The sequence below is a fragment of the Streptomyces sp. NPDC002935 genome, from assembly GCF_040611295.1.
Taxonomy (GTDB): domain Bacteria; phylum Actinomycetota; class Actinomycetes; order Streptomycetales; family Streptomycetaceae; genus Streptomyces.
The window spans coordinates 321362-342415 of sequence record NZ_JBEXNW010000007.1 but is presented as its reverse complement, the minus strand read 5'-3'; the positions used below and the strand labels follow the sequence as shown (position 1 = coordinate 342415).

The following is a 21054-nucleotide window of genomic DNA, read 5'->3' as shown; positions in this document are numbered from 1 at the left end:
GCCGCGGCGCGGGGACGGTACCGGCGGCCGGCCGCGGCGCCGGGGCGGTTCCGGGGAGCAGCGCCGCTCCCGGCCCTCCGCCGAACCGTGGACGGCGGACGACCGTGAGACGCGGCGCTCCGGTGCGGGGCGTGCTCATCAGGCGGGAACGAGCGAGAGGAAGTGCCGGAGGTAGCGCGGGTTGACCCGGCGCATCGACAGCAGCACATACATGTCGGCGACACCGAAGTCCGCGTCGTGCGACGGCTCGCCGCACACCCAGGCGCCCAGGCGCAGATAGCCGCGCAGCAGCGGGGGCAGTTCGGTGCGCTCGGGGCGGGCGATGCCCTCCGCGCTCCAGGGCAGCAGCGGACGGACGCGGAACTCCTCCGGCGCCAGGTGCTTGGCCTGCACCCGGTCCCAGGTGCCGGCGGCGAGCGTGCCGCCGTCGGCGAGCGGTATGGAGCAGCACCCGGCGAGCCACTCGTGGCCGCCGTCCACCATGTAGCGGGCTATCCCGGCCCAGATCAGGCCGATGACCGCGCCGTCGCGGTGGTCGGGGTGGACGCAGGAGCGGCCGACCTCGACCAGCCCGGAGCGGATTTCGGCCAGCGGCCCGAGGTCGAACTCGCTCTCCGAGTAGAGCCGTCCGGCGATCGCGGCGCGCTCGGGCGGCAGCAGCCGGTAGGTGCCGACGACCTGGCCGGTCTCCGTGTCGCGGACGAGCAGGTGGTCGCAGTACGCGTCGAAGGCGTCGATGTCGAGGCCGGGCTGCGGGGTGTTCAGGAGGGCGCCCATCTCCCCGGCGAAGACGTCGTGGCGCAGTCGCTGCGCGGCCCGGACATCGGCCTCGTCGCGGGCCAGGGTGACGGTGTAGCGGGTGGGGGTGACGGGCTGGGGCGGGCTGTCGAGGGTGGAAACGCCGGTCATGGCACTCTCCTGGTCACGGGCCGGTTCGGCGGAGGGGGTACCCCCTGCTCGAACGGATTTGAGAGCTTGGGGGAGGCAGGCCGGATCCGAACGGTCTGCGCGCTCCTGTTCTTCCGATGCCGGTTGGCGTGCGCGTGACCAGTGCCAGGAGGGCGGATGTGAGGATGTTGAATGCCAGGGGTGCCCCGGAAAGCGAGACGGGACCGGGGCGTGAGCACCACACCCGGTCCCGCCCGTCCGCACCGTACGGCGAACGACTTTGTACCTAACGCTTGCCCGCCTTGCGGGTGGCTCGCAGCCACTCCTTGTTCATGCTGGTGATGGAGAACAGCGGGATGCCCTTCGGGCAGGCGGTCGCGCACTCCCCGGTGAGGGTGCAGCCGCCGAAGCCCTCGTCGTCCATCCGCGCCACCATGTCGAGCACCCGGGTCTCCCGCTCGGGCGCGCCCTGCGGCAGCACGTTCAGGTGGTTGATCTTGGCGGAGGTGAACAGCATCGCGGCGCCGTTCGGGCAGGCCGCGACACAAGCGCCGCAGCCGATGCACTCGGCGTGCTCGAAGGCGAAGTCGGCGTCGGGTTTGGGTACGGGCGTGGCGTGCGCCTCGGGAGCGGCGCCGGTCGGGGCGGTGATGTAGCCGCCGGCCTGGATGATGCGGTCGAAGGCGGAGCGGTCGACCACGAGGTCCTTCACGACCGGGAAGGCGGAGGCACGCCACGGCTCGATGTCGATCGTGTCGCCGTCGTGGAAGGACCGCATGTGGAGCTGGCAGGTGGTGGTGCGCTCGGGGCCGTGCGCGTCGCCGTTGATGACCAGGCTGCAGGCGCCGCAGATGCCCTCGCGGCAGTCGTGGTCGAAAGCGACGGGGTCGTCGCCCTTGAGGATGAGCTCCTCGTTGAGGGTGTCGAGCATCTCCAGGAAGGACATGTCGGCCGAGATGCCGTCCACCTCGTACGTGGACATCGCTCCGTCGGCGTCGGCGTTCTTCTGCCGCCAGACGCGCAGGGTGAGCTTCATGCGTAGCTCCGCTGGGTGGGGTGGACGTACTCGAAGACGAGGTCTTCCTTGTGCAGGACGGGTGCGGCGCCGGTGTCGGTGAACTCCCAGGCCGCGGCGTACGAGAAGTCCTCGTCCCGGCGGGCCGCTTCGCCGTCCGGGGTCTGGGACTCCTCGCGGAAGTGGCCGCCGCAGGACTCGGCGCGGTGCAGCGCGTCCAGGCACATCAGCTCGGCGAGTTCGAGGTAGTCGACGATCCGGTTGGCCTTCTCCAGAGACTGGTTGAACTCTTCTCCGGTGCCGGGCACCTTGATGCGCCGCCAGAACTCCTCGCGGATCTGCGGGATGCGTTCCAGTGCCTTGCGCAGCCCGCTCTCCGTGCGGGCCATGCCGCAGAACTCCCACATGAGTTCGCCGAGTTCGCGGTGGAAGGAGTCGGGGGTGCGGTCTCCGTCGACGGCGAGGAGCAGCCGCAGCCGGTCCTCCGTCTCGGCCAGCACCTCCTGGACGGCAGGGTGTTCGTCGCCCACCTCTTCATGGTGCGGGTTGCGGGCGAGGTAGTCGTTGATGGTCGACGGCAGGACGAAGTAGCCGTCCGCGAGTCCCTGCATGAGGGCCGAGGCGCCGAGCCGGTTCGCGCCGTGGTCGGAGAAGTTGGCCTCGCCGATGGCGAACAGGCCGGGGACGGTGGTCTGGAGGTCGTAGTCGACCCACAGTCCGCCCATCGTGTAGTGCACGGCGGGGTAGATCCGCATCGGCACGGTGTACGGGTCCTCGGCGGTGATCCGGGCGTACATGTCGAAGAGGTTGCCGTACTTCTCCTCGACCGCGGACCGGCCCATCCGGCGGACGGCGTCGGCGAAGTCCAGGTAGACGCCCTGGCCGCCGGGGCCCACTCCCCTGCCCTCGTCGCAGACGTTCTTGGCGGCGCGGGAGGCGATGTCGCGGGGTACGAGGTTGCCGAAGGACGGGTAGATCCGCTCCAGGTAGTAGTCGCGCTCGTCCTCGGGGATCTCGTTCGGCGGGCGGGTGTCGCCCTTGGCCTTCGGCACCCAGATGCGGCCGTCGTTGCGCAGCGACTCGCTCATCAGGGTCAGCTTCGACTGGTGGTCGCCGGTACGCGGGATGCAGGTGGGGTGGATCTGGGTGAAGCAGGGGTTGGCGAAGTACGCGCCGCGCCGGTGGGCCCGCCAGACGGCGGTGGCGTTGGAGTTCATGGCGTTCGTCGAGAGGTAGAAGACGTTGCCGTAGCCGCCGCTCGCCAGGACGACGGCGTCCGCGTAGTACGTGTCGATCCTGCCGGTGATCAGGTCACGGGCCACGATGCCGCGGGCCCGTCCGTCGACGACGATCAGGTCGAGCATCTCGGTGCGCGGGTGCATCTCCACGTTCCCGGCGGCGATCTGCCGGGACAGCGCCTGGTAGGCGCCGAGCAGGAGTTGCTGGCCGGTCTGCCCGCGGGCGTAGAAGGTGCGGGAGACCTGGACGCCGCCGAAGGAGCGGGTGTCGAGCAGGCCGCCGTACTCGCGCGCGAACGGCACGCCCTGGGCGACGCACTGGTCGATGATCTCGACCGAGATCTGCGCCAGGCGGTGGACGTTGGACTCGCGCGCCCTGAAGTCGCCGCCCTTGACGGTGTCGTAGAAGAGCCGGTGGACCGAGTCGCCGTCGTTGCGGTAGTTCTTCGCGGCGTTGATGCCGCCCTGCGCGGCGATCGAGTGGGCGCGGCGCGGGGAGTCCTGGTAGCAGAACTGGACGACGTGGTAGCCCTGTTCGGCGAGCGTGGCGCCCGCGGAGCCGCCCGCGAGGCCGGTGCCGACGACGATCACGGTGTGCTTGCGGCGGTTGGCCGGGTTGACCAGCTTGGCCTCGAAGCGGCGCTTGTCCCAGCGCTCGTCGACCGGGCCGGCGGGTGCCTTGGTGTCGGCGACCGGCTCCCCGGTCGTGAAGTGGGCGTATTCAGCGGTCATGTTCAGCTCACCACTCCGGTCATGACGCCCACGGGTACGGCGATGAAGCCCGCCGTGAGCAGCAGCGCGAGGGCATTCGCGATGGTCTTCAGGGCACGGTCACGGGTGCGGCTGCCGGCCCCGAGGGTCTGGGCGGCGCTCCAGAAGCCGTGTCGCACGTGCAGGCCGAGCGCGAGCATCGCGACGATGTAGATGACGTTGCCGTACCAGGTGGAGAAGGTGTCCACGACGTTCTGGTACGGGTGGCCCTCCTGGAAGCCGCCGGAGTGCACCGTGCCGGTCGTCAGGTCGAGGATGTGCCAGACGATGAACAGGCCGAGGATGATCCCGCCCCAGCGCATGGTGCGCGTGGCGTAGCTCGCCCGCCGCTTCCGGTGGACGTACTTGCTGGGGCGCGCCCTGATGTCGCGGCGGCTGAGCTGGTACGCGGAGACGGCGTGCGCGACCACGGCGAGGACCAGCACCACACGGATGAGCCACAGCGTCCACTCGTAGTGCATGAAGGGTTCGCCGACGGTGCGCAGCCAGTGCGCGTAGTGGTCGAACTCGCCCGCGCCGAAGTAGATCTTCAGATTCCCGATCATGTGGGCGACCAGGTAGAGCAGCATGATCAGGCCGCTGACGGCCATCACGGTCTTCTTGCCGACGGAGCTGTCCCACACGGTGCGTGCCATGGACGGCCGTCGGTCCGTCCGTGTTGCCAGAGCCATGGGACAGAACGCTAGGCCTCGGTGAACCGATCAGTCCAAGACATGGTCCGGCTGGATTCCATAGGCATGGACTATCGTCGGGGGATGCAGTTCCAGCAGCTCCAGTACTTCGTGGCCGTGGCGGAGACCCGGCATTTCACCCGGGCCGCCGACCTGGTGCATGTCGCGCAGCCCTCGCTGTCCCAGCAGATCAAGTCGCTGGAGCGGGAGTTGGGGGCGGATCTGTTCCTGCGGGCGCGCGGGAACATCACACTCACCGACGCGGGCGAGGCGCTGCTGCCGCTGGCCCGGCGCATCCTCGCCGACGCGGACACGGCCCGGCACGAGGTGCAGGAGCTGGCCCAGTTGCGCAGCGGCCGGGTGCGGCTCGGAGCGACCCCGAGTCTGTGCACCGGCCTGCTGCCCGACGTGCTGCGCGCCTTCCACGACCGCTATCCGGGCATCCGTCTGCTGATCGAGGAGGGCGGCTCGCACGATCTCGTACGGGAGCTCGCGCGCGGCGCCCTGGACCTCGCCCTGGTCGTCCTCCCGCTGCCCACCCCGTCCCCCGCGCTGACCACGGTGGAGCTGCTGCGCGAGGACCTGGTGGTGGTGTCGTCGCCGGAGGCCCCGGCGCCCGGCGGTGGCGGCAGCCGCCGCACGGTGCGCGTCGCCGATCTGGAGGGCGAGCGGCTTGTGATGTTCCGGCACGGCTACGACCTGCGGGAACTGACCGTCGCGGCCTGTCGCGCCGAGGGCTTCGAGCCCGACTTCGCGGTCGAGGGCGGCGAGATGGACGCGGTCCTCGGCTTCGTCCGGGCCGGCCTCGGCGTGGCCGTCGTCCCGCGTATGGTCGCCACCCGGTCCGGGCGCGGTCTGCGGGTGACGCCGCTGGCCCGGCCCGGTCTCCACCGGACGATCGCGCTGGCGCACCGCAGCGACGTGGCGCCGCCGCGGGCGGCCCGGGAGCTTCAGCGGATGCTGCTGGAACGCTGACGGCGGGCGGAGCCGGGCGCCCGGCGAAGGACGGCGGGCCCGGCCCGGTTCACCACGTCGGGATCAGGCCGCCGTCGATGACGAAGTCGCTGCCGGTGATGTTGTCCGCGCGGTCCCCGGCGAGGAAGAGAACCAGGTCGGCGACCTCGGACGGCGAGGAGAAGCGGCCGGTGACGGTCGCGCGGGACGCCTGGGCGACCACGTCGTCGGGGGTCAGCCCGGCGGCGGCCGAGACCGTCGCGGCCACTCCCCCGCCGCCCAGCCACAGCTCGGTCTCGACCGGGCCGGGGCTCACGGTGTTGACCCGGATGCCCTTCGGGCCGACCTCCTTCGACAGCGCCTTGGAGAACGCGACCAGGGCGGCCTTGCCCGCGCTGTAGTCGATCACCAGGGGGTCGGGCAGGGTCGCGTTGACCGAGCCGATCGTCACGATCGAGCCGTGCCCGGCGGCCAGCATCGACGGCAGGGCCGCACGGGTGACCCGGACGGCCGTGAGCAGGTTCAGATCGACGGTGCGCCGCCACTCCTCGTCGGTCACCGACAGGAAGCCACCGGTGCGGGCGGGGGCCGAGCCCACATTGTTGACCAGGACGTCGATCCGCCCGCCGGCCGCCTCGACGAGCCGCCCGGCGGCGTCGGGTTCGGCGAGGTCGACCGGCACCCAGGTGACGTGGCCCTTGTCGACCAGCGCGTCGAGGCCCGGGGATGTGCCGCGGGAGCCGGCGACCACCGTCGCGCCCGCGCCGGTCAGCGCCTCGGTGACGGCGAGTCCGATGCCCTTGCTGGCTCCGGTGACGACCGCGGTCCTGCCCTGAAGTTCCGTGCTCATCCGTCTCGGCTCCATCTGTGGGAGGTGCGTTCTGTCAGTGAGGCACACGAAGGGCCGGGCGCGCGAGGCGTCCCGCACGACGGACGCCCCGGCCGCCGTGCCGGTCACGACGTCCGGCAGGGCCGGCGGGCCGCCCTCGTACGACAGCCCGGCGCGGCCTCCGTCGTACGACAGCGCGGCGTGGCCTCCGTTCCAGGAGACCACGCCGCGTGGGATCCCTCAGGCGGTCGCGTCCACCAGCGCCAGCTCGTGCAGCCGCTCCGGCGGCCCCGGCCGGGCGTAGTACCAGCCCTGGGCGGTGTCGCAGCCCAGTATCCGCAGTTGTTCGGCCTGGGCGCCGGTCTCCACACCCTCGACCGTGACCGTGAGGTCGAGGCTGTGGGCGAGGGAGACGATGCCCTCGACGATCTTCAGGTCGACCGGATCCGCCGGGAACTGCTGCATGCCCTGGGTGAAGGAGCGGTCCAGCTTGAGAATGCTGACCGGCAGGCGACGGAGGTTCGCGAGATTCGAGTAGCCGGTGCCGAAGTCGTCGAGGGCGATGTCGACGCCCATCTCGGCCAGTCGGCGCAGCGGTTTGAGCAGGTCGTCGTCGGCGCCGATCAGCGCGGACTCGGTGACCTCCAGGCACAGCGCCCGGGCGTCGAGGCCTTCGCGTTCCAGGATGTCGACCGTGTCCTGGACCAGTCCCGGATGGGTCAGCTGGCACGGCGAGAGGTTGACGTTGACGCGGAGCGGGACCGCGCCGGAGTGCCGTTCCTGCCAGGTGCGGGCCTGGCGCACCGACTGCTCCAGCACCCAGCGGCCGAGCGGCACGATCAGTCCGGTGTGCTCGGCGAGCGGGATGAACCGGTCGGGGCCGAGGACACCGTGCTGCGGGTGCAGCCAGCGCACCAGGGCCTCCGCGCCGCGCACACTGCCGTCGCCGAGGTGCACCAGCGGCTGGTACTCGATGAAGAACTCGCCCCGGTCCAGGGCGGCGGGCAGCGCGGTGGTGAGGCCGTTGCGGGTGATGGCGCGGGCGTCGGCCTCGGGGTCGGCCAGTTCGAAGCGGTTGCCGCCCGCGGACTTGGCCCGGTACATCGTGATGTCGGCGCTGCGCAGCACCTCGGCGGCGCCGCGCTCCCCGGCGGGGCCCTCGACGACGCCGACGCTGCCCCGCACGGTCAGGTCACGGCCGTCGATGCTGATCGGGGTGACGAGCGCGTTCATGATGCGCCCGGCCAGCTCGTCGACCTCGCGCTCGGTGTTCGGGCCGGTGGTGAGGGCCACGAACTCGTCGCCGCCGAGCCGGGCGACCATCTCGCCGGGGGCGGTCGCGCAGGACTGGAGGCGGTCGGCGACCTCGACGAGCAGCCGGTCGCCGGCCGCGTGCCCGAGGCTGTCGTTGATGGTCTTGAAGCCGTCGAGGTCGAGGTAGCACAGCCCGAAGCGCTGCCCGTCGCCCGCGGCCAGCGCCTTCTCCAGGCGCTCGAAGAACAGGGTCCGGTTGGGCAGTCCGGTGAGCGCGTCGTGCGTCGCCTCGTAGCGCAGCCGCAGATTGAGCAGCCGCCGCTCGGTCGTGTCCTCCATCAGCGCCAGCTGGTACTGGGGTTCGCCGTCCGCGTCGCGCAGCAGCGAGACCGTCAGGTTGGTCCACAGGGCGGTGCCGTCAGGGCGGTAGAAGGCCTTCTCGACGTGGTAGTGCTCGCGCTCGCCGCTCACCAACTCCTCGTACAGCCGCCAGACCTGGGGAGCGTCCTCGGCGTGCGTCCACTCGGTGACCCTGCGGCCGCGCATGGACTGCTCGGAGCCGCCGAACATGCGCAGCAGGGCCCCGTTGACCTGGAGGATGTTGCCTTCGAGATCGGCGATGCCGATTCCTATGGCGGCGCCCTCGAAAACCGCGCGGAAGCGGGCCTCGCTGTCGTGGAGCGCCTCGGCGACCGCGCTGCGCGCGGTCAACGCCGCCTGGGAGATGGCCTGCTGCTCGGCGAGCGTCCGCTCCCGCAGCGCCTGCGCGTACCCGGCGGCCATGGCGTGCTGGAGCCGCGCGGACCGCGTCCGCAGCGCCTCCTGGGGCCCGTCCTCGCCGCAGTAGAGCACCAGGTAGGCGTCGACGCAGTCGAGGGCTCGGCTGAGCGCCTCGGGGTCGGTGCAGTGGGCGGCGACGAGTGCGGCGCCGACGGTCCGTCCCGCGGCCGCCTCGAAGTTCCTGGCCCGCAGGGCCTCACTCAACCGCCGGGCGAGCGGCAGCAGTTGTTCCTCGAACTCGGGCCGGGTCAGCGAGGTGGAGGTGACCGGGAAGACCGCGCGGCTCCAGATCGTCGCGAACCGGCGCAGTCTGTCCTCCGGCCCGTCCGGCTCGGCGGTCACGCCGTGCGTCCCACGCCGCCGAACGCGGAGAACGAATAAGGATCCTCGTCCTCGGGTGCCGTGTCGGGCCGCCAGTTCGGCATCGGCACCAGTCCGGGTTCCACCATGTCGTACCCCTCGAAGAACCGCGCGATCTCCTCGCGCGTGCGCATGATCAGCGGGTTGCGGATGTTCTTGTAGACGTCGACCGCGCCCTCGGCCTGCTCCCGGGGGAGCGGAATTCCCTCGAACGCGGCATGCGTGACGACGAGCATGCTTCCCGGCGCGAGGGCGTCGCGCAGTTCGGCCACCGCCCGGTACGGGTCGTCCGCGTCTTCCACGAAGTGAAGTATGGCAACGAGAAGGAGGGCGACCGGCCGGTTCAGGTCGATCAGTTGCTGAACCTGGGCGCTCGCCAGGATTTCCTGGGGCTTCAGCAGATCTGCGGCGACGACGTCCGCGTCCTCGTTGTCCCGCAGCACGGCCTGACTGTGTGCGACGGCAACCGGATCGTGGTCGACGTACACGACCCGGGCGCCGGGCCGGGTGCGCTGGGCGATCTCGTGGACGTTGCCGAACGTCGGGATGCCGGAGCCGATGTCGAGGAACTGGTCGATGCCCTCGCCCGCCGCGAAGCGAACGGCCCGGCGCATGAACGCCCGGTTCGCCTGCATGACCTTGGGAAGTCCCGGCATGAACTCCATCGCCTTGCGTGCCGCTTCCCGGTCTACCTCGAAGTTGTGCGAACCGCCCAGGTAGTAGTCGTAGATACGGGACACGCTCGGCACTGAGATGTCAATGCTGCGGGGGGCCCAGGCGGGACGCTCCATCTATCTCTCCAAGGCGTAGGCGACGGCGAAGGCGATCCGGTGTTCGAGCAGAGGCTACTGATCGCCCGCCAAAGGAGCGAGTCAAAACGGAAATTGACCGTCCGTTCCCGGTCACTGCCTCGGGCACGTGCCGAATTGCGCCTGCGAACGTCACCCGCGCACACCACTCACCGCCCCTGCGAAATCGCTCCGAAGCATTCCAAAAAGTTCCACGGTGTCACGAAGCGTGGCCACGCGGCCGGGAGGGCCGCCTCGTGCTTTCACATTCCGGCCATCTCGCCGGGACCTTTCACGTCCCGGCGGCCGCGGCGATATTTCACTCGCGCCCGGACACGGCAAGGGTCCGCCCCCTCCGTACGGTGCGGAGGGGGCGGATCCTGGGGAGGAGATCAACTACTCGGACGCGCCGACCGGCTTTCCTTCGGGCGAGACGGCGTACCACGTGCCGCCCACACCCTGGCCGTTGGTGTCCCCGGGGGCGGTGTCACCGGAGAAGGTGTAGATCGGCCAGCAGTTGACCGACATCTGCTTCACACCGTCCGGGCGGGTGAAGGGCATCAGGCCCTTCTTCTTCACACCCTTGGTGTCGTCCTCGGAGACCGGCGCGACGGCGGGCCACTTCTCCAGGCAGGCGCCCGTGCAGGCCGACTTCGAGACGGGCCAGGCCTGGTCCTTCATGAAGCGGTAGACGGTCATGCCGTTCTTGTCGACGATGATCTCGCCGAGCTTCGGGTCCTTGCGGACCGACAGGCCCGGCAGGTCGGCCAGCGTCGCCTTCTTGCCATTGGGCGCCGAGGCGAACCAAGTGCCGCCCACACCCTGGCCGTTGGCGTCCCCGGCCTTGGTGTCCTTGGCGTACCGGTACATGGGCCAGCCGGCTATGGTCAGCTGCTTCGTGCCGTCCGCCCGGGTGACCTCGCCGAGCAGCGACTTGTCGACGCCGGTGGCGGCCTCGGCACCGTCGGCGGGCACGGGCGGCCAGGCGGTGGCGCAGGCGCCGTCACAACTCGACTTCGGCGGCTCGGCGGTGTCCTTGTCGAAGCGGTAAAGAGTGAATCCGGCGCCGTCGGTCAGCACCTTGCCGAGCTTCGCGCTTTCCGTCACGGCGAGCTGGCCCGCGGCTTCCGCCTTGGCACCGGCGGTCGCCTGGTCCTTGGAATCGGCGTCGTAGCCATTGCCCGCGGTGGTGCTCGTCCCGTAACCACCCGCGGCCGCGGTAGCACCCACGTTCTGGCTGCCCGTCGAAGGGGTGCCCTGTTCCTGACCACACGCCGTCGTGAGCGCCAGCACGGCCGCAGCTGACGCTACGAGTGAGGCGCTCCGCCAGGAGGTCTTCATTGGTAACTCCCGCTGTTCGCATAAATGGTGCAGCGCCCTGCTGCGCCGCGCATGGCCCTAGGTACGGGCGGGAGGGGCAGGAGTGTTCAAACACGCCTCAAATTTCTTTCGGAAAGCTGTGACGGCGAGCGGCACGGTCCGCCCGCGCGTTCGATCGTCGCCCGCGCTTCCCGCTCTGCGGTCAAACCACCGGGAGTTGGACGTACCCCCTTCGGGGGCATTCCCGGACACTCCGGCGTGGCCTGGTCCTCCGCGCCCCATGATCTTCGTCGTGCATGCACCCCAACGGACCCGATCCGCCCTCGTCATACGGGTATTGGCGCTGACGGCGCTCACCTGGCTCCTCGTCGGCGCGCCGAGTGGAACGGCCGCGGCCGACGCCTGTGCGTACGCCTCGACGGGCCCGGACGGCGACGGGACCACCGCGGTGGCCGTCGCGGGCAGCGGGGCGGTCGCGGGCAGCGGGGCGGTCGCGGTCGCCGGGACCACCACCCGGTGCCCGGCCCCGACCCCACCACCGCCCTGCCCGCCGACCCCCACACCGACCCCGCCGCCGCCCCCGAAACCCCCTCCGCCGCCGAAGCCGACGCCACCCCCTCCGCCCACCCACGCGCCGAAGCCCGAACCACCGCCGCCCCCACCGCCTCCGCCACCACCGGCGCCGAAGCCGAAGCCCGTTCCGCCACGGCCGGCGCCGGTCGCGGCACCGAGACCCACGCCGAAGCCCAAGCCCACGCCGAGCGCGCGCCCCGCGCCCGCACCGGTGCCCGTCAGCTATCCGGCGTACCGCACCCCGCCGCACAAGCACCCGCCCCGCGACGGCCCGTCGCTGGTCTCGTTCACCCTGCTCATCACCGCGCCCGCAGTGCTCGCCGTCGCGGCGCTGCGCCCGCGCTGACCCCTGGAGGCAAACCTTGTCGGATTGGCTTGTTCTCGCCCTCGCGATGGCGGCCGCGTGCCTCGTGGTTCTCATCGTGACCCTCGTACGCCATCGCAGGGCCAGCGAGGACGAGGACCCCACCGAGACCCCGGACGTCATCGAGTACATGACGATGATGATCGGCGTGGTGTACGCCATCGTCCTCGGTCTGGCCATCGCCGGTGTCTGGGAGGCCCGCGGCGGCGCCCAGGACCATGTGCAGGCGGAGGCCCAGGCCCTGCACGAGATCTCCGAGCGGGTCCGGGTCTACCCGCCCGACGTGCGTGACCGCATCCGCGGCGATGTCGACGCGTACGTCCAGCACGTGGTCACCACCGAGTGGAAGGCCATGGCCGAGCACGGCGAGGTGACCGCCGAGGGCGGCCGGCTCCTCGACCGCGTCCGGCACGACGTCACCGACTACGAGCCGAAGTCGGACTTCGAGGCGCAGGCCTACCAGCCGCTCGTCGACCAGGTGACGGCGGCCGACGCGGCGCGCAGCGCCCGGTCCGACTCGACGGGGGCGACCATGCCGGGGGTGGTGTGGTTCGGGCTCATCACGGGCGCCGTGGTCACGGTCGGGATGATCTTCGCGCTGCAGATCCGGCGCACCGCCCGGGAGTTGATCCTGGCCGGGCTGTTCTCCGCCCTGATCGCCTTCCTGCTCTTCCTGATCTGGGACTTCGACGCGCCCTACAGCCGTGGGATCACGGCGTCGGCGGAACCCTTCACGGCGCTGTTCCCGCACCTTCCCGGGTAACGGATCCCTGCCGGGCCGAGCCGCCGGGGGACGGACGCCACGCCGCGTCAGTCCCCCGGTTGCCCGCATCCCGTCCCCCGGACGGCCCACACGATTGACCCGTTCGCGCGACTGAGATCGCGCCCGCGCACACCCTTTCCTAGCGTTTCGATCATCGAGGTGCATTTCTGGCGCAAGCGGAAAAGGTCCGCAGCAAGGCTCCTCGGGGACCTGGAGACTCACCATGCTCGCGATACGCGTCGCTTCGGCCGCACTGCTGGGCGTGACCGCCCTGACCTTCACCGCACCCGCCGCCCTCGCCGGTGACCGGGACGACCACGGCATCACCCCGTTCGCCTTCAGCGTGCAGCCGTCGACGGTCGCCGCGGGCGGTCAGGTGTCGCTGCTCCTGAAGCGGGAGGGCGGGTGCAAGGGAAGCGCCACGGTCACCTCCGGGGTCTTCGACACCGTCACCATCCCGCCGGGGCAGTCCTCGGCCACCGCCATGGTCGACTGGGACGCCAGACCCGGCGCCGTGTACGACGTGACGTTCTCGTGCGGCGGAGCGAGCGGCAGTACCGGTCTCACCATCGCCAGTGGCCGTCCGACCAGTCCGACCCCGGTCCCCCTGCAGCGGGGCGTGCGGGCCGGTGTCGGCGGCAGTGTCGGCGGCTTCGACCTGAAGGAGATCGGGTTGGGAGCCGCGCTCATCGCCGGTTCCGTCGGCGCGGCCTGGTACATGTCCCGCCGGCGCACCGCCTCCGACGACTCCTGACGGAGCGCCACAGCCCTTCGCCCCGGACCCTGTCAGGTGGTCCGGGGCGAAGGGCTGTCACGTGCGTTCCGCGCGCCTTCCGCGCGGCGGACGGCCGGTCCCGGAAGGGGTCGGGCCGGCCGTTCCGCCCGCGGAATGGTCAGACGCGCTTCTCCGACTTGCGGCGCAGCCAGAACACCCCGGCACCGGCGGCCGCCGCGGCCACCAGACCGCCGCCGATCGCCATGTCGGTGGACGTGGCACCGGTGGAGCTGCTGCCGCCGAGACCACCGCGCACACCGCCGATGACGGTGAAGGCGGCCGGGCGGGTCAGCGGGCCCGTCCCCTCGCAGTTGACAGTGATGTCGTACGAGCCGGGACGGGCGTCCTGGTTGATGGTGGCCGTTCCGCTCGACGACTCGTTGTGGCTGCCCACGAGCGGCGAGAGCCTCGCCTCACGGAACGCGGGCGAGGTCATGGTGCCCCCTCTCGGGCACCCGTCGACCGTCACGGTCAGCTGGCCGCCGCGGGCGATGACGCTGGGCATCGCGACGATGTTGCTCGGGGTGTTCCATGCCGCGGCCATCGGGGCGGCGAGCCCCACGGCGGCGACCGCGGCGGCAGACACCGCCAGGGCACGAGTAGTTCGCATGTGATCCTCCGCGGGGGCGCCCCGGGAACCGTCCCCGGTGGATCGGCGAGAAAGCGCCTCCCAGACAGACCCTCAGATGCCGTGCACGGGCCCGCATTTCGGGAATGGTCCGTCCTGGTGAGAAGACACGCCGAAAGAATTCCACACAATCGGATATTGCCGCAGGTCACGGACTGTCAGAAAATTCCTGGTCACGGCAACTCGGATGGCGCACGGGGCCTGTGTCCCGCCACCCGTTCGCCCGCTCCCCGTCGCCCGGCGGCCCCGCTGCCATTAGCGTGCTCATATGCGCGAATGACGAGGCGACGGCCGCGTCGAGAGGGGATTGCGAATGTCTGCGTCCGAGCTGGCCGAAGAGGAGGAGCGGCAGAGGAAGCGCGCTCCTTGGGGCGTGATAGCGCTTGTTCTGCTGACCGGCCTCGCACTCATTCGGAATGGTTCCGGTGAGTTCGACGTGGGCCCCCCGCAACCCGCTTCGGCGGCCGCGGCGGACAACCGCACCTCCGGTGGCACCTTCTCGAACACACCCGACCCGCTGCCGTACTCCGTGGTCGACCGGGTGCGGATCCCGGCCATCCGGGTCGACGCGCCGGTGATGCCGGTGGGCCTCGACACCGACGGCTGGGTCGACGCGCCGCCGCCCGACGACCCGAATCTCGCGGGCTGGTTCACCGGCGCCGTCTCGCCCGGTGAGAAGGGCACGGCGGTGGTCGTGGGCCATGTCGACAACCTGCGGGGCCCCGCCGTCTTCTACGGGCTCGGCGCGCTCAAGAAGGGAAACCGGATCGAGGTCCTGCGCAAGGACGGGAAGACCGCGGTGTTCGACATCTACGGCATCGAGGTGTTCGCGAAGAGCGATTTCCCCGGCGACCGTGTGTACAACAGCAAGGGCACCCCGGAATTGCGCGTCATCACCTGCGGAGGCGGTTTCTCCAAGCAGCACGGTTACGACGGAAACGTGGTCGTCTTCGCCCGCCTGGCCGAGGTGCGCTGAGCGTTTCCCGGCCGGGCGGGCGAAAGCCGGTCGGCGAGGTTCTTCACCTCCCGTCGACCGGCTTTCGCCGAAATCCCCGCGACGCGAGATGCGCGGGGATCCGCCGACCGCTCTAGGCGTATTTCCGGCGCGGCACCGTGATGTGGTAGCCGGAGTCCAGCAGGTGCGGGAGATAGACGCGCAGCGCCCGCACGCTCTGCGAGCGGTCGCCGCCCGCGTCGTGCGAGAGGACGACGACGCCCGGCGCGGCCTCCTTCTCGACCCGGCCGACGATCGAGCGAGTGCCCGGCGTCATCCAGTCGAGCGTGTCGACCGTCCAGGCCAGGGGCTCCATGCCGAGTTCGGCGCCGATCTGGAAGGTCGCCCGGTTCCAGGCCCCGTAGGGCGCGCGGAACCAGACGGGCGGCTCGCCGTAGGCGTCGTCGATGACCTCGCTCGTGCGCTCGATCTCGGAGCGGATCGCGGAGCGCGAGAGCTTGGTCAGCAGCGGATGGCTCCAGGTGTGGTTGCCGACGATGTGCCCGTCGTCGGCCATCTCGCTCAGCAGGTCCTTGTTGTCGGCGGCCGTCCCCCCGCACACGAAGAACATCGCGCGCACGTCGTACTCGCGCAGGGTGCGCAGGATCTCGGGGGTGTAGCGCGGGTCGGGGCCGTCGTCGAAGGTCAGCACCATACTGCGGCCGCGCCCGGACATGCGCCGGAAGGGCTCGTGCCGGACGAGGGTCCGTGCGCGCGCGCTCCGCGGCGGGCCGTATCCGGCGATCGGCTGGAGGCGGTAGGCGGACGGCTTGAGGGCGCGGGACGCCCGCGGGCCGGAGAGGGGGAGGCTCCGGGCCGGCTTCGCCGCCTGGTCGGAGGTCAGGACACGGGCTGTGCCCGCCGCACCGGCCGCCCCCAGGACGGCGGCGCCGGCGATCAACGCCCGGCGCCGGGTAATCAGCTGATCCGTTTTCATGACCAATCAGTCACCCGGCGGAGGGGCCGCCACGCCGAGCAACACCGAAGGGGCCTCACGAATGCACCCGCCTGGACCAGTTCAGCGGCGGCGCACCAGGGGGAACGGCAGGGTCTCACGGATCGTCAGCCCGGTGAGGAACATGACAAGCCGGTCGACGCCGATGCCGAGGCCTCCGGTGGGCGGCATGGCGTACTCCAGCGCGTCGAGGAAGTCCTCGTCCAGCTCCATCGCCTCGGGGTCTCCCCCGGCGGCCAGCAGCGACTGTGCGGTCAGCCGGCGGCGCTGCTCGACCGGGTCGGTCAACTCGGAGTACGCGGTGCCCAGTTCCGTGCCGAAGGCGACGAGGTCCCAGCGTTCCGCGAGCCGTGGGTCGGTGCGGTGCTGCCGGGTGAGCGGGGAGACCTCGGTCGGGAAGTCCTTGTAGAACGTGGGCAGCCGCGTCTTCTCCTCGACCAGGCGTTCGTACATCTCCAGTACGACATCGCCGCGGCCGTCGTCCACCGTGTACGGCACGCCCGCGCGGTCGCACAGCCGCAGGAGCGCCTCCAGGGACGTGTCGGCGTCGATCTCGTCCCCCAGCGCCTCGGAGATCGCGCCGTACACCGTCTTGACGGGCCAGTCCCCCGAGATGTCGTACTCGGTGCCGTCCTTGCGGGCGATCGGTGAGCCGAAGGCGGCGGTCGCGGCACCCTGGATCAGTTCGCGGACGAGGTCGAGCATCACGTCGTAGTCGGCGAAGGCCTGGTAGGCCTCCAGCATCGTGAACTCGGGGTTGTGCTTGTAGGAGACGCCCTCGTTGCGGAACGTGCGGCCCATCTCGAAGACCTTCTCCAGACCGCCGACGCACAGCCGTTTGAGGTAGAGCTCGGGGGCGATGCGCAGATACAGGTTCAGGTCGTAGGCGTTGATGTGCGTGGTGAAGGGCCGGGCGTTGGCGCCGCCGTGGATCTGCTGGAGCATCGGGGTCTCGACCTCCAGGTAGCCGCGGTCGAGCAGCCCCTGGCGCAGCGCCTGGACGGCCGTGGAGCGGGCCCGTACGACGTCGCGGGCGCCGGTGCTGGACACCAGGTCGAGATAGCGGCGGCGGACCTTGGCCTCGGGGTCGGCGAGGCCCTTGCGTTTGTCGGGCAGCGGGCGCAGGCACTTGGCCGTGAGGCGCCAGGAGGTGACGAAGACCGTGCGTTCGCCCCTGTCGCTGGCGCCCGCGAGACCGTCCGCGCTGATGTGGTCGCCGATGTCGACGGTCTGCCGGAAGCGGTCGAGCGCGGGGCCGGACTCCTTGCGGGTGAGGGCGAGTTGGAGATCGCCGGACCAGTCGCGCAGCACGGCGAAGATGATCCCGCCGAAGTCGCGTACGAGCATCACACGCCCGGCGACGGTCACGTCCTCGCCGCCGCGGACGTCGGCCAGGACGTGGGTGCGCGGCGGGATGCCGACCGGGTAGGGGTCGGTGCCGTCGGCACGCAGCCGGTCGAGTTTGCGGTGCCGCACGCGGACCTGATCGGGCAGGCCCTCGGTGGGATCGTCGGTGTCGGCCCCGCCCCCCGCGGCGAGGCCGAGGGCGGACAGCGACGGCAGTCCCGCGGTCGTGGCGGGCTTGGGCCCGCTCTTCGGGTGCCCTTTGCCCCACAGCGTGCGCAGGGAGGGGACGGAGACGAAGCCCTCGGCGATGGCGGACGCCATGCCGATACGGGCGAGGGCGCCGGTGTCGCCGTAGCAGATGAAGCGTGGGTACCACTCGGGATGGTACTTGGCGTTGGACCGGTACAGGGCCTCCAGCTGCCACCACTTGGAGAAGAACAGCAGCATCCTGCGCCAGAGCCTGAGCACCGGGCCCGCGCCGATGCGGGCGCCCTCCTCGAAGACCGAGCGGAACACGGCGAAGTTGAGCGAGATGCGCCGGACGCCGAACTTCCCGGCGACCGCGCACACCTCCGCGACCATGAACTCCATGACGCCGTTGGGCGCGCTGCGGTCGCGGCGCATCAGGTCGAGGGAGATGCCGTCGCGGCCCCAGGGCACGAAGGAGAGCAGGGCGAGGAGTTTGCCGTCGGACCCCATCGCCTCGACGAGCAGGCAGTCGCCGTCCTCGGGGTCGCCGAGCCGGTCGAGGGCCATGGAGAAGCCGCGCTCGGTCTCGGTGTCGCGCCAGGTGTCGGCCCTGCTGACGATCTCCTCCATCTCGGCGTCGGTCAGGGTGGAGTGCCGGCGCACCCGGCAGGTGGCGCCGGTGCGTTTGACGCGGTTGACGGCCTGCCGGGTGCCGCGCATGTCGCGCCCGCCCAGGTCGAAGCCGGCGACGTGCAGGATCGCCTCGTCGCCGAGCTGGAGGGCGCCGAGTCCGGAGCGCGCGAACGCCTTGGCGCCCTCTTCGGAGGCGCCCATCGCGGCGGGTGCCCAGGCGTAGCGGCGGGCGATGTCCAGCCAGGCGGCGATCGCGTGCGGCCAGGCCTCCCGGTCGCCGACGGGGTCACCGCTGGCGAGGCACACTCCGGCCTCGACGCGGTACGTGACGGCCGCCTTGCCGCTGGGCGAGAAGACGACGGCCTTGTCGCGGCGGGTGGCGAAGTAGCCGAGGGAGTCGTCGCCGCCGTACGCCTGCAGCAGGGCGCGGATGCGGGACTCCTCGTCGCCGTGCAGGGCCGCCACGAGACGCTGGGAACGGAAGAGGGTGGCGGCGGCGTTGAGCAGGGCGAGGGCGCCGAACAGGCCGAGGACGAAGAACAGCCAGCGGGGCGGGCGGCCGTCGAACGAACGCCCGGAGACCAGTCCGCCGCAGACCCGGTTGGCCGCCCACAGCAGCCGCTGGCCGCGCGGCAGCGTGCCGGGGAACAGCTCGACGAGGCCCCAGCCGACCAGGATCGCCACGACGAGCCCTGCGAACAGGACGAGCAGGGCCCGGCGTACGGCGGCGCGGCGCGAGTCGGCGTAGAACTCGTGGCGGGCCACGATCAGCAGCGCCAGCAGGAGTCCGCAGACGACGAGCGAGGGGATCGAGGCGGCGTAGAGGCCTGCGACGACGCCGAGGGCGTCGACCAGGACCAGCAGGCCGAGGTAGACGACCACCAGCCACCAGGCGATCTTCTTGCGGGCGGCCGTCGCGGCGGCGAGCAGGAAGAGGAAGACGGCGTACGCGAGGTTGGCGCTGACCGGGATGATCAGCAGGTCGAGAAAGCGCACCACCGGGCGCAGCAGTCTGCGCAGCGGGGGGATGAAGGCGAGCAGGGTGCAGAGCAGTCCGATGGCGCCGAAGAAGGTCGCGAAGCCCTCGGGCACTTTGCTGAGGAAGCCGCCCCGGGACGGGCGTGTCCAGCCTGCGGTGTCCTTCGGCGGGCGGGCCTCCACGGTGGCACTCATGGTTCCGACTGTAGGAAGAGCGGCGGCGCCCCGCCCGTCGAGCGATTCCTCCCCGCTCCCCCGCGACCGTGGGACCTGCGGATTCCGATAGCCTCGGAGCCGTGACGGAAGAGCAGCACGCGCATCGGTTCGAGCGGGGCACGGACGGTCCCAAGGTCATCGTCGTCGGGGTGGACGGCTCCGACTCCTCGCTGCGTGCCGCGGCGTACGCGGGCGGCTTGGCGAGGCGGCAGCGGGCGCTGCTCGCGCTCGTCTACGTCCAGCCGGTGATGGCGGCGGGGGCGGCGCTCGGGGTGCCGGTCGCGGAGACGACCGACGAGATCGCCGAGGACCTGGTGCGGTACATCCGCGAGGCGGCCGAGCGGGTGAAGGACATATTCGATGTGCGCTGGCAGTTCCACACCTTCCGTGGCGACCCCTACAACGGTCTGGTGACGGCGGCGGACGAACTCAAGGCGGACGCCGTGGTGGTCGGGGCCTCCGAGCAGGCCGGGCACCGGATCATCGGTTCGGTGGCGATCCGCCTGGTGAAGGCGGGCCGCTGGCCGGTCACGGTCGTGCCGTAGGGCGTGTCCGCGCCAGGGCCCGCCCGGCGTCACCTGCCCATGACGAGGCCGGCCTGGGCCGCGCCCCGGCTCAGGACGACGTCCCGGATCCGGTCGCGTACGGCGCCGACCGTGGCGCCCTGTTCCAGTGCGGCGTTGAGATCGACGACCCGGCCCGCGTCGAGGTCGAAGGCCTGCGGGATGAACTCGGCCTTCGTGACCTCCCACCGCTCTCCCGGACGCGCGGGCGGGGCGAAGGTGAAGCGTCCGATGGTGCTCTCGTTGCCGCGCGGGTCCTGGACGCCCTGGTAGTTGAACATCTCGCCGGCGATCTGGTCGCCCATGCCGTAGACGACCCAGGTGCCGTTGACCTTCTCGTACGCCTGCGGGATGTGTGCGTGGGTGCCGAGGATCAGGTCGATGTCGGGCCGCCCGCCGGTGCGGGACGCGGTCAGCTGCTTGCTCAGCCGCAGTTGCTGCTCGTCCGGCTCGTCCTGCCATTCGGTGCCCCAGTGCAGGGAGACGACGACCACGTCGGCGCCCGCCTTCCGGGCGGCGCGGGCGTCCGCGACGATCCGGTCGGGGTCGATCAGGCCGACCGCCCAGGGCTGCCCCTGCGGGAGCGGGAATCCGTTCGTGTCGTAGGTGTACGCGAGATGGGCGACCTGGGCGCTGCCCGCCCGCAGCATGGTGGCGCCGTTCGCCTCCTGCGCCGTGCGCGCCGATCCGGCGTGCCGCACGCCCGCGCGGTCCAGCGCGTCCAGGGTGCGCCGGATGCCGTCGGCGCCGTCGTCCAGGCTGTGGTTCGAGGCGGTGGAACAGGCGTCGTAGCCCGTCGCTGCGAGGCCCTCGGCCACCTGGGGCGGGGACTTGAAGGTGGGATAGCCGGTGTAGTCGCCGTCGGCGCCGTACACGGTCTCCATATGACAGATCGCCAGGTCGGCCCCGGACACGATGGGCCGGACGCCCGCGAGCATCGGACGGAAGTCGTACCCGTCGCCTCCCGCGTCGGAGTTCGCCCGCTCGATGATCGAGCTGTGCGGCAGGACATCGCCGGTGGCGACGAGGGTGAAGCCGCGAGCGGCGGCGGGGGCGGGCCGCCCGCCGCGGTAGTGCCCGGCCGAGTCGTGGGCCTGGCAGGCCGCCGCGGCCGCGATGAGGGCGGCCGCGACGGCCAGATTGATCTGCCGCGTGCGTGTGATCATGCCGAGCCCCATCCAGTCGTATTTACTTACCAATGGATGTGA

General features: G+C 71.2%; 18 protein-coding genes. 6 read left to right on the top strand and 12 right to left on the bottom strand.

Annotation, left to right across the window (positions count from 1 at the left end; genetic code table 11):
- Nucleotides 1-138: 138 nt before the first annotated feature.
- From ABZX90_RS12620 to ABZX90_RS12605, 4 genes are all read right to left on the bottom strand, one after another.
- Nucleotides 139-909, bottom strand: a complete 771-nt coding sequence (locus ABZX90_RS12620) for a GNAT family N-acyltransferase (protein ID WP_351120078.1) — start codon at nt 907-909, stop codon at nt 139-141.
- Between the two features lie 265 nt (nt 910-1174).
- Nucleotides 1175-1924, bottom strand: coding sequence for a succinate dehydrogenase/fumarate reductase iron-sulfur subunit (locus ABZX90_RS12615; RefSeq protein WP_351120076.1), 750 nt, complete (start codon nt 1922-1924; stop codon nt 1175-1177).
- Nucleotides 1921-3873, bottom strand: coding sequence for a fumarate reductase/succinate dehydrogenase flavoprotein subunit (locus tag ABZX90_RS12610; protein ID WP_355204151.1), 1953 nt, complete (start codon nt 3871-3873; stop codon nt 1921-1923). Before ABZX90_RS12610 ends, ABZX90_RS12615 begins: the two co-directional genes overlap by 4 nt.
- Nucleotides 3874-3875: 2 nt before the next feature.
- On the bottom strand, nt 3876-4547 hold the full coding sequence (locus tag ABZX90_RS12605) for a succinate dehydrogenase (RefSeq protein ID WP_351120073.1): 672 nt from the start codon (nt 4545-4547) through the stop codon (nt 3876-3878).
- 120 nt (nt 4548-4667) lie between these two features.
- Between ABZX90_RS12605 and ABZX90_RS12600 the strand changes: the two genes are divergently transcribed.
- Complete coding sequence (locus ABZX90_RS12600) at nt 4668-5558, top strand: LysR substrate-binding domain-containing protein (RefSeq protein WP_351120071.1); 891 nt, start codon at nt 4668-4670, stop codon at nt 5556-5558.
- A 49-nt stretch (nt 5559-5607) separates the two neighbouring features.
- Here ABZX90_RS12600 and ABZX90_RS12595 read toward each other — a convergent pair whose 3' ends face one another.
- The 4 genes from ABZX90_RS12595 to ABZX90_RS12580 all read right to left on the bottom strand — a co-directional run bounded on the left by ABZX90_RS12595 (nt 5608) and on the right by ABZX90_RS12580 (nt 10889).
- Nucleotides 5608-6387 (bottom strand): oxidoreductase, encoded by a 780-nt coding sequence (locus ABZX90_RS12595; protein WP_355204174.1) that lies wholly within the window; start codon nt 6385-6387, stop codon nt 5608-5610.
- A 219-nt stretch (nt 6388-6606) separates the two neighbouring features.
- The gene (locus ABZX90_RS12590; protein WP_351120067.1) at nt 6607-8742 is read right to left on the bottom strand and encodes an EAL domain-containing protein; all 2136 of its coding nucleotides are present in this window, start codon (nt 8740-8742) and stop codon (nt 6607-6609) included.
- Nucleotides 8739-9551 (bottom strand): SAM-dependent methyltransferase, encoded by an 813-nt coding sequence (locus ABZX90_RS12585; RefSeq protein ID WP_351120065.1) that lies wholly within the window; start codon nt 9549-9551, stop codon nt 8739-8741. Before ABZX90_RS12585 ends, ABZX90_RS12590 begins: the two co-directional genes overlap by 4 nt.
- A gap of 393 nt (nt 9552-9944) precedes the next feature.
- Nucleotides 9945-10889 carry an SCO0930 family lipoprotein gene (locus tag ABZX90_RS12580; protein ID WP_351120063.1) on the bottom strand — a complete coding sequence of 315 codons (945 nt, stop codon included), beginning with the start codon at nt 10887-10889 and terminating at the stop codon, nt 9945-9947.
- Between the two features lie 271 nt (nt 10890-11160).
- Here ABZX90_RS12580 and ABZX90_RS12575 point away from each other — a divergent pair, with 271 nt between their 5' ends.
- The 3 genes from ABZX90_RS12575 to ABZX90_RS12565 all read left to right on the top strand — a co-directional run bounded on the left by ABZX90_RS12575 (nt 11161) and on the right by ABZX90_RS12565 (nt 13322).
- Entirely contained in the window at nt 11161-11787 is a 627-nt protein-coding gene (locus ABZX90_RS12575) for a hypothetical protein (RefSeq protein WP_355204138.1), read from the top strand.
- 16 nt (nt 11788-11803) lie between these two features.
- A complete protein-coding gene (locus tag ABZX90_RS12570; protein ID WP_351120059.1) occupies nt 11804-12568 on the top strand; it encodes a hypothetical protein in 765 nt (254 codons plus the stop codon).
- Between the two features lie 223 nt (nt 12569-12791).
- On the top strand, nt 12792-13322 hold the full coding sequence (locus ABZX90_RS12565; protein WP_351120057.1) for a hypothetical protein: 531 nt from the start codon (nt 12792-12794) through the stop codon (nt 13320-13322).
- A gap of 139 nt (nt 13323-13461) precedes the next feature.
- Here ABZX90_RS12565 and ABZX90_RS12560 read toward each other — a convergent pair whose 3' ends face one another.
- Nucleotides 13462-13953, bottom strand: a complete 492-nt coding sequence (locus tag ABZX90_RS12560; protein WP_351120055.1) for an LPXTG cell wall anchor domain-containing protein — start codon at nt 13951-13953, stop codon at nt 13462-13464.
- Nucleotides 13954-14284: 331 nt separating this feature from the next.
- On the opposite strand from ABZX90_RS12560, the gene ABZX90_RS12555 reads away from it, so the two are divergent.
- Nucleotides 14285-14947 (top strand): class F sortase, encoded by a 663-nt coding sequence (locus ABZX90_RS12555; protein ID WP_355204133.1) that lies wholly within the window; start codon nt 14285-14287, stop codon nt 14945-14947.
- A 112-nt stretch (nt 14948-15059) separates the two neighbouring features.
- On the opposite strand, the gene ABZX90_RS12550 is transcribed toward ABZX90_RS12555, so the two are convergent.
- A complete protein-coding gene (locus ABZX90_RS12550; RefSeq protein WP_355204130.1) occupies nt 15060-15902 on the bottom strand; it encodes a polysaccharide deacetylase family protein in 843 nt (280 codons plus the stop codon).
- 81 nt (nt 15903-15983) lie between these two features.
- Entirely contained in the window at nt 15984-19262 is a 3279-nt protein-coding gene (lysX, locus tag ABZX90_RS12545; protein ID WP_355204127.1) for a bifunctional lysylphosphatidylglycerol synthetase/lysine--tRNA ligase LysX, read from the bottom strand.
- A gap of 101 nt (nt 19263-19363) precedes the next feature.
- Between lysX and ABZX90_RS12540 the strand changes: the two genes are divergently transcribed.
- On the top strand, nt 19364-19828 hold the full coding sequence (locus ABZX90_RS12540) for a universal stress protein (protein ID WP_355204124.1): 465 nt from the start codon (nt 19364-19366) through the stop codon (nt 19826-19828).
- 29 nt (nt 19829-19857) lie between these two features.
- On the opposite strand, the gene ABZX90_RS12535 is transcribed toward ABZX90_RS12540, so the two are convergent.
- A complete protein-coding gene (locus ABZX90_RS12535; RefSeq protein ID WP_355204121.1) occupies nt 19858-21012 on the bottom strand; it encodes a CapA family protein in 1155 nt (384 codons plus the stop codon).
- Between the last annotated feature and the right edge of the window lie 42 nt (nt 21013-21054).